General features: G+C 38.7%; 20 protein-coding genes. 12 read left to right on the top strand and 8 right to left on the bottom strand.

Features of this window, described 5'->3' with window-relative positions; genetic code table 11:
- Positions 1 to 6 precede the first annotated feature (6 nt).
- The 5 genes from JEP36_RS12880 to JEP36_RS12860 all read left to right on the top strand — a co-directional run bounded on the left by JEP36_RS12880 (position 7) and on the right by JEP36_RS12860 (position 5,455).
- Entirely contained in the window at positions 7 to 648 is a 642-nt protein-coding gene (locus tag JEP36_RS12880; protein ID WP_198626217.1) for a TerD family protein, read from the top strand.
- The gene (locus JEP36_RS12875; protein WP_075672662.1) at positions 648 to 1,286 is read left to right on the top strand and encodes a vWA domain-containing protein; all 639 of its coding nucleotides are present in this window, start codon (positions 648 to 650) and stop codon (positions 1,284 to 1,286) included. Before JEP36_RS12880 ends, JEP36_RS12875 begins: the two co-directional genes overlap by 1 nt.
- 105 nt (positions 1,287 to 1,391) lie before the next feature.
- Positions 1,392 to 2,432, top strand: coding sequence for a TerY-C metal binding domain-containing protein (locus JEP36_RS12870; protein ID WP_198620733.1), 1,041 nt, complete (start codon positions 1,392 to 1,394; stop codon positions 2,430 to 2,432).
- Entirely contained in the window at positions 2,432 to 3,928 is a 1,497-nt protein-coding gene (locus tag JEP36_RS12865; protein ID WP_232805463.1) for a PP2C family serine/threonine-protein phosphatase, read from the top strand. Before JEP36_RS12870 ends, JEP36_RS12865 begins: the two co-directional genes overlap by 1 nt.
- Positions 3,929 to 3,955: 27 nt before the next feature.
- Positions 3,956 to 5,455, top strand: a complete 1,500-nt coding sequence (locus JEP36_RS12860; protein WP_198626218.1) for a helix-hairpin-helix domain-containing protein — start codon at positions 3,956 to 3,958, stop codon at positions 5,453 to 5,455.
- A 67-nt stretch (positions 5,456 to 5,522) separates the two neighbouring features.
- Here the strand turns inward: JEP36_RS12860 and JEP36_RS12855 are convergent, their stop codons facing one another.
- Entirely contained in the window at positions 5,523 to 5,939 is a 417-nt protein-coding gene (locus JEP36_RS12855; RefSeq protein WP_198626219.1) for a TonB family protein, read from the bottom strand.
- A 257-nt stretch (positions 5,940 to 6,196) separates the two neighbouring features.
- On the opposite strand from JEP36_RS12855, the gene aes reads away from it, so the two are divergent.
- Positions 6,197 to 7,165, top strand: coding sequence for an acetyl esterase (aes, locus tag JEP36_RS12850; protein WP_198626220.1), 969 nt, complete (start codon positions 6,197 to 6,199; stop codon positions 7,163 to 7,165).
- Here the strand turns inward: aes and JEP36_RS12845 are convergent.
- The gene (locus JEP36_RS12845) at positions 7,162 to 7,875 is read right to left on the bottom strand and encodes an NUDIX hydrolase (protein WP_198620729.1); all 714 of its coding nucleotides are present in this window, start codon (positions 7,873 to 7,875) and stop codon (positions 7,162 to 7,164) included. The two genes, aes and JEP36_RS12845, sit on opposite strands and share 4 nt — an antisense overlap.
- Before the next feature lie 153 nt (positions 7,876 to 8,028).
- Here JEP36_RS12845 and JEP36_RS12840 point away from each other — a divergent pair, with 153 nt between their 5' ends.
- A complete protein-coding gene (locus JEP36_RS12840; protein ID WP_198620728.1) occupies positions 8,029 to 9,048 on the top strand; it encodes an SPFH domain-containing protein in 1,020 nt (339 codons plus the stop codon).
- Positions 9,048 to 9,992, top strand: coding sequence for a sugar kinase (locus JEP36_RS12835; protein ID WP_198626221.1), 945 nt, complete (start codon positions 9,048 to 9,050; stop codon positions 9,990 to 9,992). Before JEP36_RS12840 ends, JEP36_RS12835 begins: the two co-directional genes overlap by 1 nt.
- 63 nt (positions 9,993 to 10,055) lie before the next feature.
- On the opposite strand, the gene JEP36_RS12830 is transcribed toward JEP36_RS12835, so the two are convergent.
- Entirely contained in the window at positions 10,056 to 10,391 is a 336-nt protein-coding gene (locus tag JEP36_RS12830; protein ID WP_198620726.1) for a hypothetical protein, read from the bottom strand.
- A gap of 504 nt (positions 10,392 to 10,895) precedes the next feature.
- Between JEP36_RS12830 and JEP36_RS12825 the strand changes: the two genes are divergently transcribed.
- The 4 genes from JEP36_RS12825 to dhaM all read left to right on the top strand — a co-directional run bounded on the left by JEP36_RS12825 (position 10,896) and on the right by dhaM (position 14,645).
- A complete protein-coding gene (locus tag JEP36_RS12825; RefSeq protein ID WP_109372990.1) occupies positions 10,896 to 11,156 on the top strand; it encodes an ogr/Delta-like zinc finger family protein in 261 nt (86 codons plus the stop codon).
- Positions 11,157 to 11,428: 272 nt separating this feature from the next.
- Positions 11,429 to 12,493 carry a dihydroxyacetone kinase subunit DhaK gene (gene dhaK, locus JEP36_RS12820; protein WP_198630313.1) on the top strand — a complete coding sequence of 355 codons (1,065 nt, stop codon included), beginning with the start codon at positions 11,429 to 11,431 and terminating at the stop codon, positions 12,491 to 12,493.
- 29 nt (positions 12,494 to 12,522) lie between these two features.
- Entirely contained in the window at positions 12,523 to 13,155 is a 633-nt protein-coding gene (gene dhaL, locus JEP36_RS12815) for a dihydroxyacetone kinase subunit DhaL (RefSeq protein ID WP_198620724.1), read from the top strand.
- Positions 13,156 to 13,196: 41 nt separating this feature from the next.
- Positions 13,197 to 14,645, top strand: a complete 1,449-nt coding sequence (gene dhaM / locus JEP36_RS12810; protein WP_198630312.1) for a dihydroxyacetone kinase phosphoryl donor subunit DhaM — start codon at positions 13,197 to 13,199, stop codon at positions 14,643 to 14,645.
- 106 nt (positions 14,646 to 14,751) lie between these two features.
- Here the strand turns inward: dhaM and JEP36_RS12805 are convergent, their stop codons facing one another.
- From JEP36_RS12805 to JEP36_RS12785, 5 genes are read right to left on the bottom strand one after another with little or no spacing between them, the layout of a single operon-like run.
- Positions 14,752 to 15,603, bottom strand: coding sequence for an MrpH family fimbial adhesin (locus tag JEP36_RS12805; protein ID WP_198620722.1), 852 nt, complete (start codon positions 15,601 to 15,603; stop codon positions 14,752 to 14,754).
- A gap of 6 nt (positions 15,604 to 15,609) precedes the next feature.
- Positions 15,610 to 16,146, bottom strand: coding sequence for a fimbrial protein (locus JEP36_RS12800; RefSeq protein WP_198626224.1), 537 nt, complete (start codon positions 16,144 to 16,146; stop codon positions 15,610 to 15,612).
- Positions 16,146 to 16,637 (bottom strand): fimbrial protein, encoded by a 492-nt coding sequence (locus JEP36_RS12795; RefSeq protein ID WP_198630311.1) that lies wholly within the window; start codon positions 16,635 to 16,637, stop codon positions 16,146 to 16,148. The genes JEP36_RS12800 and JEP36_RS12795 overlap by 1 nt, the downstream gene beginning before the upstream one ends.
- Positions 16,638 to 16,653: 16 nt before the next feature.
- Positions 16,654 to 17,139 carry a fimbrial protein gene (locus tag JEP36_RS12790; protein ID WP_109372983.1) on the bottom strand — a complete coding sequence of 162 codons (486 nt, stop codon included), beginning with the start codon at positions 17,137 to 17,139 and terminating at the stop codon, positions 16,654 to 16,656.
- Positions 17,140 to 17,143: 4 nt separating this feature from the next.
- Positions 17,144 to 17,890, bottom strand: a complete 747-nt coding sequence (locus JEP36_RS12785) for a fimbrial biogenesis chaperone (RefSeq protein WP_198620718.1) — start codon at positions 17,888 to 17,890, stop codon at positions 17,144 to 17,146.
- Positions 17,891 to 17,903 lie beyond the last annotated feature (13 nt).

The following is a 17,903-nucleotide window of genomic DNA, read 5'->3' as shown; positions in this document are numbered from 1 at the left end:
ATGAATATGTCTATTAGTTTAAAAAAAGGACAAGGTGTTAGTTTAAAGAAAAATGAATATGACCTTTCCTCTGTCACTATCGGTTTAGGCTGGGATATCAACGAAGAAAAACGCGGATTCCTTGGTGGGCTTTTTGGTAAAAAAAGCGAAGAATACGATTTAGATGTTATTGCCTTCTTATGTGGTGAAAATGGCAAAGTAAACGATTTAGGTCAAATTGAAGGTGGGCAACCTTCTCTCGTTAATGGCGATATTATTTTCTTTAATAGCCTACAACACAAATCAGGACAAATTTGGTTAACGGGTGATAACCGAACAGGCGCAGGTGATGGCGATGATGAACAGATCATTGTGAAATTAAACACACTTGATCCTAAATTTACCAAAATTGTCTTTATTGTTCAGATTTACAATGGTCGAGAACTACAACAACATTTTGGTAAAGTACAAAACGCCTTTATCCGCGCTGTTGATGCGAAAAATGTAGAAATGGCTCGTTTTGATTTATCTGGAGGCGAAGCCTTCAACAACCAACGTTCAATGCTGTTTGCTGAATTAGTCAGAGAAGATAATGGCTGGAAACTGAACGCCATTGGAGAGCCTTCAAGTTCAGATAGCTTTATTTCTTACTTAAAGGATTTCGCCTAATGAGAAGACTTCCCGTTTACCTGCTGATTGATACTTCAGGATCAATGAGAGGTGAATCTATTCATGCGGTTAACGTTGGGATACAAACAATGCTTAATGCATTGAGACAAGATCCTTACGCATTAGAAAGCGTGCATATCTCTATCATTACCTATGATAACGAGGCTCGTGAATTTATCCCATTAACTGCATTAGAAGATTTCCAATTCTCAGATATCACCGTACCTAGCTCTGGCGGTACTTTCACGGGTGCTGCGCTGGAATGTTTAATCAAGTGTGTCGATCGTGATATTAAACGTTCCGATGGTGATCAAAAAGGTGACTGGCGTCCTCTCGTTTTTTTAATGACGGATGGCACACCGTCTGATGCTTACGCCTATGGTGAAGCGATTAAAGAAGTGAAAAAGCGTTCATTTGGTTCGATCATCGCTTGTGCTGTTGGCCCTAAAGCCAAACACGATCACCTTAAAGAGCTTACATCTCAAGTGGTAGCTTTAGAAACGCTAGACTCCAATGCCTTCTCTGGCTTTTTTAAATGGGTTTCTGCCAGTGTTGCATCTGGCAGTTCAAGTGCAGGAGTGAATACGGATAAAGACACCCTACCGCCGCCACCTCCTGAAATCCAACTGGTACTGTGATCTATAAAAGCAAAGCGCTCCAAAAGGCTTTGCTTTTATTTTATTCAGACTTTGGTTTATCCATCACAATACATAACAGCCACGATAAAGAGATAAGGTATAACAATGAGAAGGCTACCCATTTTCTTTGTTTTAGATTGTTCAGAATCAATGATCGGTGAAAACCTAAAAAAGATGAATGACGGTCTAACAACTATTATTAACGATCTGAGAAGAGATCCGCACGCCCTTGAAACGGCTTGTATTTCTGTTATCGCCTTTGCTGGTGTTGCAAAAACGATTGTTCCACTCACTGAAGTCGTCTCTTTTTATCCTCCTCAACTTCCTTTAGGCGGAGGCACGTCATTAGGCAGCGCATTACGAGAACTTTCTCACCAAATCGACACGCAAGTAAGAAAAACCACACTTGAGCAAAAAGGCGATTGGAAACCTGTCGTTTATCTTTTAACTGACGGCAGACCTACTGATGATTACGCGCAAGAGATCAAGCGCTGGAAAGCTCACTACGCCAACAAAGTTAACTTAATTGCGATTGGATTAGGCTTAAGTGCAGACTTACATGTGCTGTCGCAATTAACTGAAAACGTGCTGTTATTTACCGAAGCACAAGAAGGCGATTTTACTCGTTTCATTAAATGGATAACGATGTCAGTGGTTTCTCATAGCCGAAGTGTTGGCGAAGAGCCACCACCACTTTTAAATCAAACAGAGTATATTGTTCGTCTTGCGAAAGATGATGTTGCTCGTGCCTATGATGAGTCTTGTGTCACTTTTGTCGGGCGTTGTAGCCACACACGTTCACCTTATTTAATGAAATATGAACGACCACCAATGAAAGCTTCAGGGCTCGATTTTAACCTCAATCTTAATGGTTTTAACTTAACGGGTTGCTACACCTTAAATGAAGATTACTTTGCATGGAGTGATCTCAGCGCCACGGCATATCAAGTTAACACCAGCGAACTTCATGGTACACCTGGCTGCCCTTATTGCGGCAATGCTACTGCTTTTGCCGTTTGCCAATGTGGTAAATTACTTTGTGTGAATGGCCCTGAAAGCGTTGTTTGCCCTTGGTGTGATAACAACATCACCTTTGGTGATAACAGCAGCCAATCTGACTTTGATGTCACACGAGGTAAAGGCTAATGGATAAAAAAGCCCTACTCACAAAACTGATTATTGATGACACGCTGACACAACATCGCATTCCTGTACATGAGGAGCTCGTTATTGCGTTGTATGAAGATGTGGAAATCGCTCAATACATTGATTTTATTATTGATAAAATCAATGCTAAAGCGGCAGAAAAAATAACACCACAAGACAAAATCCCCCCTATTCTTCTGTTATTGCCACCAGCTCGCGATTTAGCTGCTGAAGAAACATCATTACCAGAAGAGTGTCCGTTAAAGCCAGGTCAAATTCCAACACACTCATCACCAATGCCAACAGAAAAACCGATTATTCATCGCCCTACGGCAAAAATTACCCTTTCTAATGCAAAAGTAGGCACTGCATTCAATTCTACGCTCAGTATCGAGCTAAATACCCTCGAAATTGCCGAAATTGAAGCGGTTGATGTCCCTGAAGGAGTTGGAATAACCTTTGATCATGAAAGTTGTTGCTTAGTAGGAATGCCAACAAAAAGTGGCAATTTCATATTGGTTGTCCATTGGTCTGTTAATGCTATTCGTTATCAAGATGAAGTCTTATTAATCATCAATCCTGATCCGCGTAGCTTATGGCAAATCAATGAACCTCCCGCTGATAGCCCTTATTCCAAAGCCCACATCGATAGCCAACTTATTCTTGAAGAAGACATTCGAATTGTAGGAGCAAGCCGTCGTGGGCGTTCTCATGAACATGCAGGCACATTCCGTGATGATGATTTTTATATTCACCACGATAACCAAAGCCAATGGAATATTTTAATTGTTGCTGATGGTGCAGGCAGTGCTCGCTATTCTCGCGAAGGCTCACGCATTGCTATCAATACGGTCAGCCACTATTTAAAATCACAATTAAGTTTGGAAAATGAAGCAATTAAACCTCATCTTGAAACCATCCATCAATGGAATGACAACAGCGCAATTAATCAAGTAGGAAGCTTCTTTGCACAACTCTTTCGTAATGCCGCCCAATTAGCAATTAATAACCTCAAAAATGAAGCGATTCATATTAATGAACCCGTAAAATCATTTTCAACAACGTTATTAGCCACGGTTTCTTTGCGTATCAATGATGAGTTATTTGCTGCCTCATTTTGGATGGGAGATGGTGCGATTGCCGCTTATGGTCCTGCTGGAAAAGTGCGTATTTTAGGTATTCCTGATAGTGGTGAATATGCAGGACAAACCCGTTTTCTTGATGATAGTGCGCTCAACGATGCTGAATTTAATCGACGCATTATTATTGGTAAGTGGAAAGAAATTTCACATCTTATTTTAATGACAGACGGAGTGTCCGATCCCGTATTTGAAACGGATAATGGCTTACAAGATCCCAATAAATGGGCTGCATTCATTGATGAAATATCGCCTTGTTTAGCCTCTCCTGAACATGCAGATAGCGCATTGGCTGAATGGCTGAATTTCTTTTCAGCAGGCAATCACGATGACCGCACTCTGGTTGTGGCTTGGTAATCATAAAAGAGAGAATGGGTGAGTTTCATGGCAGAGATCATTACCTGTACAACGCAAAGTGGAAAAACAGTTCAGTACGTCAATGAGATCATTGGCTCTGGCTCAATGAAAGATGTCTATTTTTCCCCTGACCGAACCTACGTTGTTGCCTTCTATAAAACACAACAGAATGCACAAGCCAAAGATAGAATCGATATGATAACAGGCTCTTATCGACATAATATCTTTGAACAAAGTGGTGGAGAATATTGGAAAAACCTCTTTTGCTGGCCAACGGATGTTGTCGAACATCAAGGCAAAATTGGTATTGTTGTTCCAACTTATCAATCCCACTTTTTCTTTAAATATGGTTCTAAAAACAATGACTTTCTTGCGATAAAAGGTCGAGAAAAAGAAGGTAAATGGTTTGCAAGTGCCAATAACCAAAATAAATTTCTCGATCCTCGTGAAAGAGGCAATCTATTAAATTACCTTAAAGTCTGTTTATTGCTCTCTCGTGCAGTACGACGAATGCATGCAGCAGGCTTATGCCACAGTGATTTAAGCTATAAAAACGTCCTTATCGATCCTGAGCAAGGTCATGCCTGTGTGATTGATATTGACGGTTTAGTGGTTCCCGGTAAATATCCGCCTGATGTGGTGGGAACCCCTGACTTTATTGCATCTGAAGTAGTAAAAACCAGCCATTTACCGAAAGAAGATCCTAACCGTATTTTGCCAAGCATCACGACAGATAGACACGCACTTGCAGTATTAATCTATATGTATCTGTTTTATCGTCACCCATTACGGGGCGGTAAAATTCACGATCTTGACGATGAAATGCGTGATGAAACGCTCTCTATGGGTGAAAAAGCGTTATTTATTGAGCACCCAACTGATCGTAGCAATGCGGTAAAACTTAATCAGGTAAAACCGTCATCGCTACCTTGGGCTGATCCCCAAAAAATCCCTTATACCATTATGGGGCCTTACCTTACGCCTCTTTTTGAAAGAGCGTTTATCACGGGATTACACGATCCTTCACAACGCCCTACCGCAGATGAATGGGAGACGGCTTTAGTCAAAACGGTAGATTTAGTTCAGCCTTGTCAAAATAAAGATTGTGAACAGCAATGGTATGTTTTTTCTGGAAAAACACAGCCCGTTTGTCCTTATTGCCATACGCCTTATAAAGGCCAATTGCCGATTTTAAATCTCTACTCTTCACGTAAGGCAGGCAGTTTCAGACCTGACGATCACCGCTTAATGGTATGGAGTAATCAATCACTCTTTCCTTGGCATGTTAATCGCCTTATTGCGCCCAATGAACGCACTACTGATGAACAGAAAAAACGTGTCGGTTATTTCGTTTTTCACAATTCAACATGGTGGCTGGTGAATGAACGTATTGAGGGATTGATGGTATTGCCAGAGAAAAAACAGATAGCCATTGGCGATAAAATTGCGCTAACAGATGGGTTGCAATTTGTATTATCAACAGAAGAAGGCGGACGACTGGTTGTGGTGCAATTAGTCTCAAATTAACGATAAAGAGAGAATAATCCATTTAATTTATCGTGGGTTATTCTCTTTGCTATAAGCTATTTTTAAATCAACGTTTAAATTCCATTGTTAAATTTAAATCTTTTGTCGGTTTTCCTGACTCATAACGCCATTTTTCCATAGCTCGAATAGTCGATAAACCAAAAACCTCCACTAAAGGGGAATCTAACATCCTAATATTTTGCACATATCCATTTTCATCAATATCAAATTTTATATTTAACGCTCCCTCAATGCCTTGAGAATACGCTTTTGCAGGATAATTAGGAAATACTCGTAATAAATTCTTAGGGTGATTTTTAACCGTAAGATTTGACTCATTTATTTCACTCTGAGTTATTTCCTCTGGTTTATCGGCTAATTTTGCTTTCAATAATTGCACATCCGACTGTGTTGATTGAATAGCACATCCATTTAATAAAATGGTGCTGCAAAGTAAACTTAAAATAGCTAATTTTATTTTCATTTTTCTTTTCTGAAATAAGATTAAATATAAAGACACAATAATATATCTCATTATCATTTCTATTCTCAATTAAATATTTAGTTAAGAAAAACTGTGTAATTAATCATATTTCAGCCGTCCTATTTAAATCAAAGTCAGATCACATATTCACGTCTCACCCTTGCTATTTAGCGCTAACGTTCAATATTGGATATCAAGATCCCAGTTTATTAAGCCCCAGTATTTACAATACCAAGCAGTGATAATTGGAGGGGCTAATGAAAACTAAAAATAAAATCAATGTACTAGAACTTATTTCGCCAGAAATGCAGCAAGTTATGCAATTTTATGCAGATAATCCGCAACCTGCGCCAGAAAGTAATGACTACCCTTCTATGCGCCTTGCTTACAATCAAGACAGACGTTATTGGAATGCAGATGCACCCGAAATGTTTAGCATTCAAGATATTTCCGTTAGCACGTCTTATGGCGAGGTTCTAACACGCCTTTATCAACCCACAGAAAAAACACCCGCAACACTCTATTATCTTCATGGTGGGGGCTTTATTTTAGGGAATTTAGATACCCACGATCGCATTATGCGTTTACTCGCGTCTTATACAAGTTGTGCAGTGATTGGTATTGATTACTCACTATCACCAGAAGCACATTATCCACAAGCGATTGATGAATCAGCGCAAGTCTGCCAGTTTTATGATCAACATGCTGAACACTACGGTATTAACACTCAACACATTGGTTTTGCAGGCGATTCTGCGGGAGCCATGTTATCGCTTGCTACTGTACTGTGGTTACGCGACAAACAAATCCACTGTGGCAAGGTAAGTGCAGCTTTATTATGGTATGGATTATACGGTTTACGTGATTCCACTAGCCGTCGGCTTTATGGTGGTGAATGGGATGGGTTGCGCCAGCAAGATCTAGAAGAATATGATAATGCGTATTTAACCGCGTTAGGCAATCGTGATGCACCTTATTATTGCTTATTTAATAACGATTTAACGCAAGATATTCCCCCTTGCTTTATCGCCAGCGCACAATACGACCCACTTATTGATGATAGCGTGACTCTCTTTAAAACCCTTGAAGCACATCAATCACCTTGTGAATATAAAATGTATCCAGGCACATTACATGCCTTTTTACACTACTCACGCATGATGAAAGTGGCTGATGACGCCATTCGAGATGGCGCTCATTACTTTGTAAAACAACTTAAGAATTAAAACTCAAGATTTCGAATAAAACGATAATCCGCAGACGCCTCTTTAAGTCGATACAGACTTGCAGGGCGTCCTCTCTCTGCCCGTTTTTCTCCTGTATCAATCAATAAATCGGCTTGTTCGATGCGTCGTCTAAAGGATTTTTTCTGGATCTCTTTACCAATCAGAATTTCATGAACATGTTGCAACTCTGGCAAGGTAAAAACTTCTGGCAATGCAAATCCGGGAACAATCGAATAGAGTGATTTTTGCTTTAATCGCTCTCTTGCTTGTGTAATTAATTCATGGTGATCAAAAGCTAAGCGTTGTTGTGCAATCTCATCAATAGGACACCACATTACCGAATCCACGGAATCAATATGTGCTTCACACACTTGATGTGCAATCAACGCGGTATAACAGACCGTCACAGACCAACCTCTTACATCACGCTGGTTATTTCCCACGGAACAAAGTTGCTCAATATAAGGAGGGATCACACCCGTTTTCTCTTTTAATTTTCTTAGCACAGTATCTTCAAGGCATTTGTCCTGAACTTCATCGACAAATCCACCAGGTAAACCCCATTTTCCTTTTTCAGGATGCTCTCCTCTTTTCACTAACAATACTTTTAACTGCTCTTCATGATAAGTAAACAGTACCGCATCAACAGTAATCAGTGGGGATAGGAAATCACGGCGGTTATAACTGGCTAAAAAATCTTGTTCATTCATGGCGTAAGCTTTATTAGAAAACGATGAAACTATTTTAAGCCTAAACAGCAAAAAATCAAATTTTGTCATAAAGACACTAAATCAGTTGACAAGAATAGTGTCGATAGGACACAATCCAGTTATTGTCATAAGGACACTAATTGGAGATATCCTATGTTTAACTTAAATTATTTCAAAGCAGACTCATCAACTTTCATTATTAAATCGGTAAACGGCAAAATTCGCCAGCAAGGTAAAGGATTGAGTTTTTGGTATAACTCAGCCACAACCTCTATTGCCGCACTACCTTTAAACGCCCAAGAAGCGCCGTTTATTTTCAACTTTCAAACCTCGGACTTTCAAGGCTTACGCATTCAAGGACAAATTTCATTTCAGGTCAAAACACCTGAAAAAGCCGCAGAAGTGCTCAATTTTAACTTGAGTAAAAACGGCAAATCTTATGCATCAGAAGATCCACTAAAACTCAGTGATCGCGTTGTGCGTATTGCACAAACCTTAATCCAAGCAAAGATCCAAAGTACACCACTTAGAGAAGCGTTATTACTTAGCCAATCATTAGTTACTTTGGTGATGGAACAATTAATTGAACACCCATCATTAGATGCATTAGGTATTGCGATTTTAGATGTCTCTATTGCAGCAATCACTCCATCACCAGAAACCTTAAAAGCACTCGAAGCCGAAGCAAGAGAATCCTTACTGAAAGAAGCCGACGATGCCATTTATGCTCGTCGTAAATTCTCGGTAGAACAAGAACGCACCATTAAAGAGGCTGAATTGGAAACCGACTTATCTGTTCAACGTAAACGACAAGAAATTGAAGAAGCACGTTTAGAAAACGAACGCACATTATTACGGGAACAAGCGGAGATTGAAAAAGAGCGCCTTGAAGCCAAAGTAAATGCTGAAGCAAAACGTAAAGAACTGGTCGCGTTAAGTGCTGAAAATCAGCGAACACAATCAGAAGCTGATGCTTATGCTATTGAAGCGACCATGCGTGCTTATCGTGAACTGCCAGTTGAAAACCTAAAAGCCATGGCACTAGCAAAAATGGACTCTCAGCAATTAATGGCAATGGCATTTGAAACCTTAGCGCTGAATTCAGGGAAAATTGGTGAGTTAAATATCACTCCTGATTTATTTAGCCAATTTATGAAAAAAGGGAGTAAATAATGCAACGTAACGAAGATTTTCGCTTTGTGCTGGTGATGAGAAAAAGCCGCTTACAGGAATTAATTGAGCGTTTTAATACGTGGTCACAAGCCAAATTCTATTTAGAACACAACAATGTTGAGGTAACGGATTACCTCAACGAACACAATTTATATCAAAAGCAACTAACAGAAGCTGAACTGGTTTTAAAATCATTGGGACGTTTTCAGCTATTAGAAAGAAACTTATTGCCTAGCTATCAATTCTCACCCCACGATATTGTGGTGGTGATTGGTCAAGATGGGCTGGTCGCCAATACACTGAAATACCTTAATGGACAGCCTATTATTGCCATCAATCCCGATCCTTCAAGATGGGATGGCAAATTACTTCCTTTTGAAATAGGTGAATTAAAAGAGACGGTGATTAATACCATTAATCAGAAAATGCCGTTTAAATCCGTGACCTTTGCACAAGCGACAACCAATGATGGTCAATCACTGTTAGCCGTTAATGATCTATTTATTGGTCCCAAAAGCCACACGTCTGCACGCTATATTTTACAATGGAGTGGTGCTCAAGAAGCACAATCTTCATCAGGAATTATTGTGTCTACGGGACTTGGCTCGACAGGTTGGTTTCAATCTATTCTCGCTGGCGCGATGGCAATCACAGGAGAAGCATCACATCCCCTGTTACAAGGATTTAGCTGGGGTGACAAAAAGCTGCAATTTAGTGTGAGAGAACCTTTTCCAAGTCGAACAACAGGCGTAGCTCTAACCTTTGGAACAATTGAGCCTGATTCACCTTTACAATTAGAATCTTTAATGCCTGAAAATGGGGTTATTTTTTCTGATGGTATCGAAGATGACTATTTACAGTTTAATGCAGGCTGTATAGCACATATTGGTATCGCGGACATACAAGGCCAACTTATTAGCCCTAAAGGGCGTCAGCGTATTTAGGCTTGATGAGGGTGAATAAATAACAATAAAGACATGACAAAAATAGAATAAATCTATTAATTATCAGTTAATTAAATCGCCACCAACTTCACATTGTGTATTATTAAACACAGTGATAAAGTCAGCATTGGCACACTGATTATTTAAACTCAATTTCACCATCTCTTGATATGACGAAGAAAACCGAAGTGAAGAAGCGTGTTCTAGTGATTTATCGCCAAAAAAAGAAGAAAAAAGTTGAAGATCAGGGCAAGCATCCATGCTCACCTGATCTTCGATTGCCGTTATTAACATCCGTTGTTCTAACGTCATATTGTCTCGATGCCATCCTTGAGCAATCCAACCCAAACTAAACGCCATGAGTGCAATCCATGCATATAACGCTTGTGTGTTGAACATGACCTAACTCCTTAGTCATTCGAGACAAAACTTATTTCATCGACTTTTATTATAAAGATCAGCTTTTAACACTTTTCACTTGAACGCTATGCGAAATCCTTTCACACCCAGCCCTCAACTATTGAAAAGTATTTTTACTCACTTCCTTGTTAACTTGTAATAGACATCCTTGTCTATTGCCTTCTACTCACACTGAAAAACAACAGAAAAAATAAATAATAAATTCAATATGTTGCTCATCTCCGTATGATTTAACGTGAAGCCATTATCTACAAACTTTGTATTTTAGGCTAGTAAGTTTGTTCGGTTAACATCGGTTATGTGTGTTTATCCGACAATAACCGAACTAACCCACCCACTCAAAACAATTTTATTTGTTTTTAGCACCTTTAAATCGCTTCAAAACAATTATTTACATCAAAAAACAATAATAAGACTGGTTATAATACAAATTTAAGCTAATATAGAAAGCATGATAGAACTGATAATAAAGAGAAAAATAACATGCGTGTCCTAACTATTTATTGTCCTGAATGTGGCGAAAAAGCGCTTATAAAGAAAAGTAATCGTAAACACAAAGAGTTATCTGATCTCTATTGTGCTTGTCGTGATCCTGAATGCGGACATACCTTTGTTTTAAACCTCACGTTTAGTCACACTCTTATGCCAAGTGCAAAAAACAAAGATACGTTGTTATTAGACGTGATTAAAAATCTTTCTCCAGAGCAACGAGAGAAAGCACTTACTCTTTTGCAAGGCATGTAATCATCTCGAACAGACACTCTTTTTTTCATTTATTTTTATGATCTTGCTCCCATTCTGACAGGTTATTTGACTAACCTATTCTTATAGAAAGATAAATGATGTAGATTCATTTTTAAGCTAAATAAAAATAATTCTTATGTTTTAAATAAAACAAACATCGCCTATTGATGCCGTGTTTACCAATCCTTTAATAAATAATGTGTCAGCCCCCAAACCAGAAATCTCATTTCTGGTTTGAAGACTAAACACAAATTTCAAATGGAGCATTTAAGATGAAAAAGCTGATTAATCGAGTTGATGATGTGTTATCTGAACAACTACAAGGCTTTGCTAAAGCCCATCCTGAAATCAAACTTCATCCCTCCTCTTTTTATGTCACGCGAAAAGATGCTCCAGTAAAAGGTAAAGTTGCTCTATTGTCTGGCGGTGGTAGCGGACATGAACCCATGCATGCAGGTTTTGTCGGTAAAGGAATGCTTGATGGTGCATGTCCTGGTGAAATATTTACGTCACCAACACCTGATAAAATGTATGACTGTGCCAAAGAGATTGATAGCGGTGAAGGCGTTTTAATGATCGTGAAAAACTACACCGGTGATGTGCTTAACTTTGAAACAGCGACAGAACTGCTTCATGACGATGGTGTAAAAATTGCAACGGTATTAGTTGATGATGACGTAGCAGTAAAAGATAGCTTATATACCGCAGGACGCCGTGGTGTTGCCAATACCGTTTTAATAGAAAAACTACTGGGTGCGGCAGCTGAAAGAGGCGACTCTCTTGATGAACTGGTTAAATTAGGTCATCACATGAATAACAATGGTTTTTCTATCGGCATTGCCTTGGAAGCTTGTACCGTTCCAGCCGCAGGAAAACCTTCTTTTACTTTACCTGAAAATGAAATGGAGTTTGGTGTCGGTATTCACGGCGAACCAGGTATTGACCGTCGTAAATTTACCTCTCTCAATGATACTGTTGATGCCATGTTTAATACCTTGATTGAGAATGGTCACTATCAACGAGTGATCCGCAATTGGGATCGTGAAAGCGGCACTTGGATCGAGGAAAATCAGGAAAAACAGCCTTTAAAATCTGGCGATCGCGTCATTGTTTTAGTTAATAACCTTGGTGCCACACCACAATCTGAACTTTATGGTGTTTATAACCGTTTAACTCAATGCTGTGAAAAATTTGGCTTAACCATCGAACGTTCTTTAATTGGTTCTTATTGTACTTCGCTTGATATGTCAGGGATCTCAATTACGTTATTAAAAGTTGATAACGAGTTACTTACCTTATGGGATGCCCCTGTGAATACACCTGCGATGGTGAAATAAGTCTTTAATAACAAGAAAAGGAACACAAAATGGCTTTAACTCACGCTCAAATTATTCTTTGGTTACAACAATGTGCACTACTGTTTGAACAAAATAGTGATTATTTAACGGATTTAGATCGTGAAATTGGTGATGCTGACCACGGTTTAAATATGAACCGTGGCTTTAGAAAAGTGCAGGAAAAACTACCTGAGTTTGCAGGACAAGATATTGGCACTATCCTCAAAACTACGGGCATGACATTGCTTTCAAATATTGGCGGTGCAAGTGGTCCTTTATTTGGTACCTTCTTTATTCGTGCAGCCAAACCTACAGCTTCATTGCAAAACCTAGAACTAAATCAACTTGTTGAAATGGTAACAGAAGGTGTAGAAGGCATTGTAAGCCGAGGAAAAGCAGAGCCAAATGACAAAACCATGTGTGATGTTTGGTGGCCTGTGGTTGAGTCATTAAAACACGCTAATGAACAAAACCTTTCTATCAAAGAAGCCCTCTCTCAAGCACAAGTTGTCGCTGAAAAAGCCGCTGAAAACACCATTGCGATGCAAGCTCGAAAAGGGCGAGCAAGTTACTTAGGTGAGCGCAGTATCGGACATAAAGATCCTGGCAGTGCTTCTGTGGTACTGATGATACAAGCCCTTGCTAATAGTATTAATGCATAACTGACCAAGCAACCAATACAAGCAACCAATAAAGGTCTACCATGATAAATATTGTTATTGTTTCTCATAGTAAACATCTCGCTGATGGTGTGGCAGAACTTGCCAGTCAGATGCTTAATCCGACTCATTGCCAACTTGCGGTTGCCGCAGGTATCAACGATGAAGAACATGCGATTGGTACTGATGCCGTTAAAATTATGACGGCGATAGAATCGCTATCACAAGCACAATCTATTGTTGTGATGATGGATTTAGGCAGTGCAATCTTAAGTGCAGAAACTGCGATTGAGTTACTTGATCCCGAGCTAGCTGAGAAAGTCACTCTCTGCTCAGCACCTTTAGTTGAAGGTACACTTGCAGCAGTTGTAGCGGCATCTTCAGGGGCATCACTAGAAAAAGTGATTGAAGAAGCTTCAAATTCTTTATATCCAAAGAAAATTCAACTTGGTGAAAATTTCGTTCAACCTAAAAATGATATTAATGCCCCTGTCAAAATTCATGGTAAAGAGGCAAGTTGGGTAGTTCGTAATCCTCATGGTTTACACGTAAGACCGGCGGCAACTTTAGTTGAGGTGCTTTCTACTTTTCAAGCTGATTATCAATTAGTTAAAGGGGATAGACGTATTAATCCTCTCAGTTTAAATCAGCTTTCATTAATACAAATTCGTCAAGGCGATGAGATAACGCTAATTGCCTCTGGTGAACAAGAAAATGAGGCGATTGCGGCTTTTCTTGAACTTGCCCGAAATGGCTTTGGTGAAGAGCTACCTTCTGATTCTAATACCATAACATTAAACGGTATTTTAGCCCCTGTATCTCAAATTAAAGCACCTGCTTTTGTTTGGCATGAAATAGAGCTCTCACCCGTCGAAAACTTATCAGAACCGATTGATATTGATGCTCAAATTGGCAAACTTAATTTTGCAATAAAGAGTACGCTAAAAGCACTAAAACAGAGTGCCAATAAAGCTAGCCAAAAATTAGGTGAGCATATTGGTGCTATTTTTAACGGTCATATCATGATGTTAGATGATGATGAGTTAATAACAAGCGTGATAGATCGCATCAAAGCAGAGAAGATCAGTGCCCAGCAAAGTTGGTCGGATGAAATGCAAGAAAGAACACAGATGTATTGCGCACTTACCGATCCCTATTTACGCGCGCGTGAACTCGATCTTCGTGATCTACGTAATCAAGTGCTTTACCATTTACAAGATAAAACTCGCCCAAGCTTTACCCCTTCACAACCCGCTATTTTGGTCGCAAAAGAGCTTTTCCCTTCCACATTAATTCAATTAGTTGATAGTCAATTGGTCGGTATTGCTTTAGCAAAAGGTGATAGTCTCTCTCACAGCGCCATTATCGCGGCTGAAATGCGCTTACCGATGTTAGTCAATTTAGGTTCCGCACTATTAAAAGTCACTGAATCCCAAAAGTTAAAATTAGATACCAATAAGAGCGAATTAGTTATCGAACCGATAATGTTATAAACCGCTTTTCAAATTAACCACATAAAAAAAACCCGCACAATAATGTGCGGGTAAGTCAACGAAAAACGCTATCAAATCTAGGTCATTATTGACTCTTCTAATTTTATTAAGGTATTGATAATACCAATGTCGTAGCACCACTAAAGTTACCTAATGAAGGAGTGCCATTAGTTTGAAGTTTTGACTTCACTCTTACATAGGTGTATTCATTCATTATTGCGTTAACTTGTGTACCAATTGATGCAGGTGAACCATTTAACGTTAAAAAAGAGCGGATGCTACCATCTGGTTTTAAGTTTAAAAAATGATCTTCCATCGAACTGGTAATTTTTACTGGCATAGTTTCATTACAAGTGAGCGCAAATTGTTCTTCCGCCTCATTACCATCAACTTGTGTCACATCAAGTACACCATGTGAAATAGTAAGATTATTAGAAACAAATGCACATTTACCTTCAGGCGGTGGAGCAATACCACATACGCCACCAGGTACCATTCTTCCACTTCCTCCCGTTGCACTACTCGTCATAAAAAAAGCAATACATTCATCAACAGTAACAGATCCAGCATGAGTACTATAATTCACATAAGGGAAAGTCAACCCGCATTGATTAACAGCCACATCGCGTATTTCAGCCATAGAGCTTAAATGTTGTAAATCTACATCACACCGCCATCTCGCTCGATGCTCAGTACCCGTTCCGCCTTTATCAGGTTTTGAGTGGAAGTGGTTTAATTGAATATAACACCGACCACTCAAACCTAAACTTTTACAAGGGTTTGGCGTAAATCCCATTTCCGTCCAATATTCCAACACATAGTCATAACGAATATTACCTTTAATTTCTGGAGAAGGACCTGATTTAGTAATATAAGTAAAATAACCTGCTTGTACACTAAATAGAGAAAAACTGCATAGTACAATTAATAACTTTAAAATTTGCTGTATTTTTTTCATTATCTTTTACTCATATTTCAAAGAAAACACGGCAGTAGCAGAAAAATGCCCCGGCTTAATTGATTTATCTGCGATCGCTTTTGCTGTCGCTTGCAAATAAGCAATAAAATTAAGCTCAAAAATGCCATTATTAGGAATATTATATAAGCTAGTGTAATCCCCTAATTTAATAGGGACTCCTTCTTTAGTCGTAATTTGTATTCCTAAATCAGGATTATTAGCGTTATCGTCTAATGCTAATAATCCGGCAAGTTCATTATGAGTTGCCCCTTCAAATTTTATTTTCACTTGCTTGGCAATAGAGATATCGCACTCTGATAAAGTAATTTTGAAATCCTTTTTCTCGAATTCAAAATAACTTTTATAAATATCATCTAAGCGAATTTCATCAAATACCACATCAACCTGAGAGTGTTCAGGTAGAACTTTGCAAGGTGCGATAATTAATGAACCAAAGATATTAAGATTTTCAGCCGCAAAGACAGAAGATGAAAACAATAAACAACTACCAATAATACAACCAGATAACATTGATTTATTCATTATTGGTACTCCACAAACAAGGTACCACCCGCGGTAAAATTACCTGGTACCAGTTCACTATTTTCTTTTTTCACCAATACTGCCCAAATTTTTTCAGGGTTATTTAAATTAACCGAATACTTTTTATTTAAATCAATAATGGAATCATCCATCATAAATTTTACGGTTAACTCATTAATATTGGTTCTCAGCCCATTAGGATCGAAGCTACTTTTATTACCATCAATCGATAAATACATATTCCAGTTATTTAAATTTTCTTCACAGGTAATTTGGTAATTAATTTCTCTTTTTTGGTCATAGCCTTTAATCGTTTTTATCGCCACAGGACCAAAATTCACCTCAATCATATTACCGTCATTCACTTTGCAAGGTGGTGGCGTTAATAAATTACCTTTAATCAGCACCTGTGTCTCATTATCTTTCGCTAGACTAGGTGAAGATGATATTGAAAATAAAAATAACATCGTGAGGAATGGATAATAACGCATACTGTTTATTCCTCCGTTAGTTGTAATAAACCTGCATAGTTGCAGTCGCCGTAAAGGAGCCAGTTGGTAGCGCGGCGCCACTTTTTTTCACGAGTACAGCATAAAGCTCAGGTCGAGTTTGATAGTTAAACTTAAACGGCTCTGTCATATAAACATTGGTGTCAGCGGTTTTAAATAACACCCCTAAATCTGTCACGCTTGTTTTTAAATAACGCGTATCAAACCCAGCGCCGTCACCGGTAAATTTCAGTGACATACTTGGGTCACCTGTTGTTTTACAATCCAAGGTGTAATCCATTTTTTGTTTATAATTTTCGTTTTCTATTCTTGTGGTCATCACATCATTAAAGTTCACTTCAATAGGTTTACCATCGTTAATCTTGCAAGGGCGTGACTCCACACTCCCGCTCACAGTCACTCTTAAAAAGCCAGAAACAGCCCATACAGAAGGAGCGAGAAAACTCATACAAAGAAAAAGTATTACACCTCGGAATATAAGCATAATATTACGCCTTCTTATCTTTGATATTTGCTGAACAAATATCTCCACGACATTGGAATGTTAAGTCAACCAGCCCACCAAAATCATTGAGATATTCAAGGGTAGGTGTCGTACCTAAATCGCCCACTTTTGTTCCCAGTGAACGTTGACCAAAAGGTTCAATCATCACCGCTTCAAAGTCTTTTACTTCCGTATTGTTCTTTCTGACTTTGGTAATGGTTAAGTAATAAGGCGACGGATTTTTCACATTGTAATGGTCACTTTGTTTTTCAATCACAATGTCTTTTTCCATTGGATTAGCCTCTAAACGGCTTGGTGCAACAATGCTTTTTGGTCGATAAAACACTTTAATTTTTGTCTGCAATGCAATCTGTAAAACATTAGGAGAATCACTACGAGGTGGAATTTCACGAACATTAAGGTAATAAATACTTTCTCTGTCTGTGGGCAACATATTTGTTGCTGGTAATGCCTGTATTTTAATTTGGCTTTTACTACCGGCTTCGATACGCTGAACTGGCGGTGTTACCACAAAAGGAGAATTGATTTTTTCATCTTTACTATTCTCAAGCCAAGACTGTGCTAAATAAGGTTTAGATTCATTTTCATTTTCTAAAACCATACTGACTGAGCGCTCACCTTCATTATATAAAACACGAGTTCTATCTAATGCGATAGCGGAATAAGCGGATTGAGAAAAAAGGCAAAGTGTAACGATAGCGCCCAATGTTTTTGTATTGATATATTTCATTTCATTCACCGTT

This window comes from Proteus sp. PR00208, assembly GCF_016238545.1.
Taxonomy (GTDB): Bacteria; Pseudomonadota; Gammaproteobacteria; order Enterobacterales; family Enterobacteriaceae; genus Proteus.
Note: the sequence above shows the minus strand (reverse complement) of the source record. Positions and strands in the feature narration are given on the sequence as shown.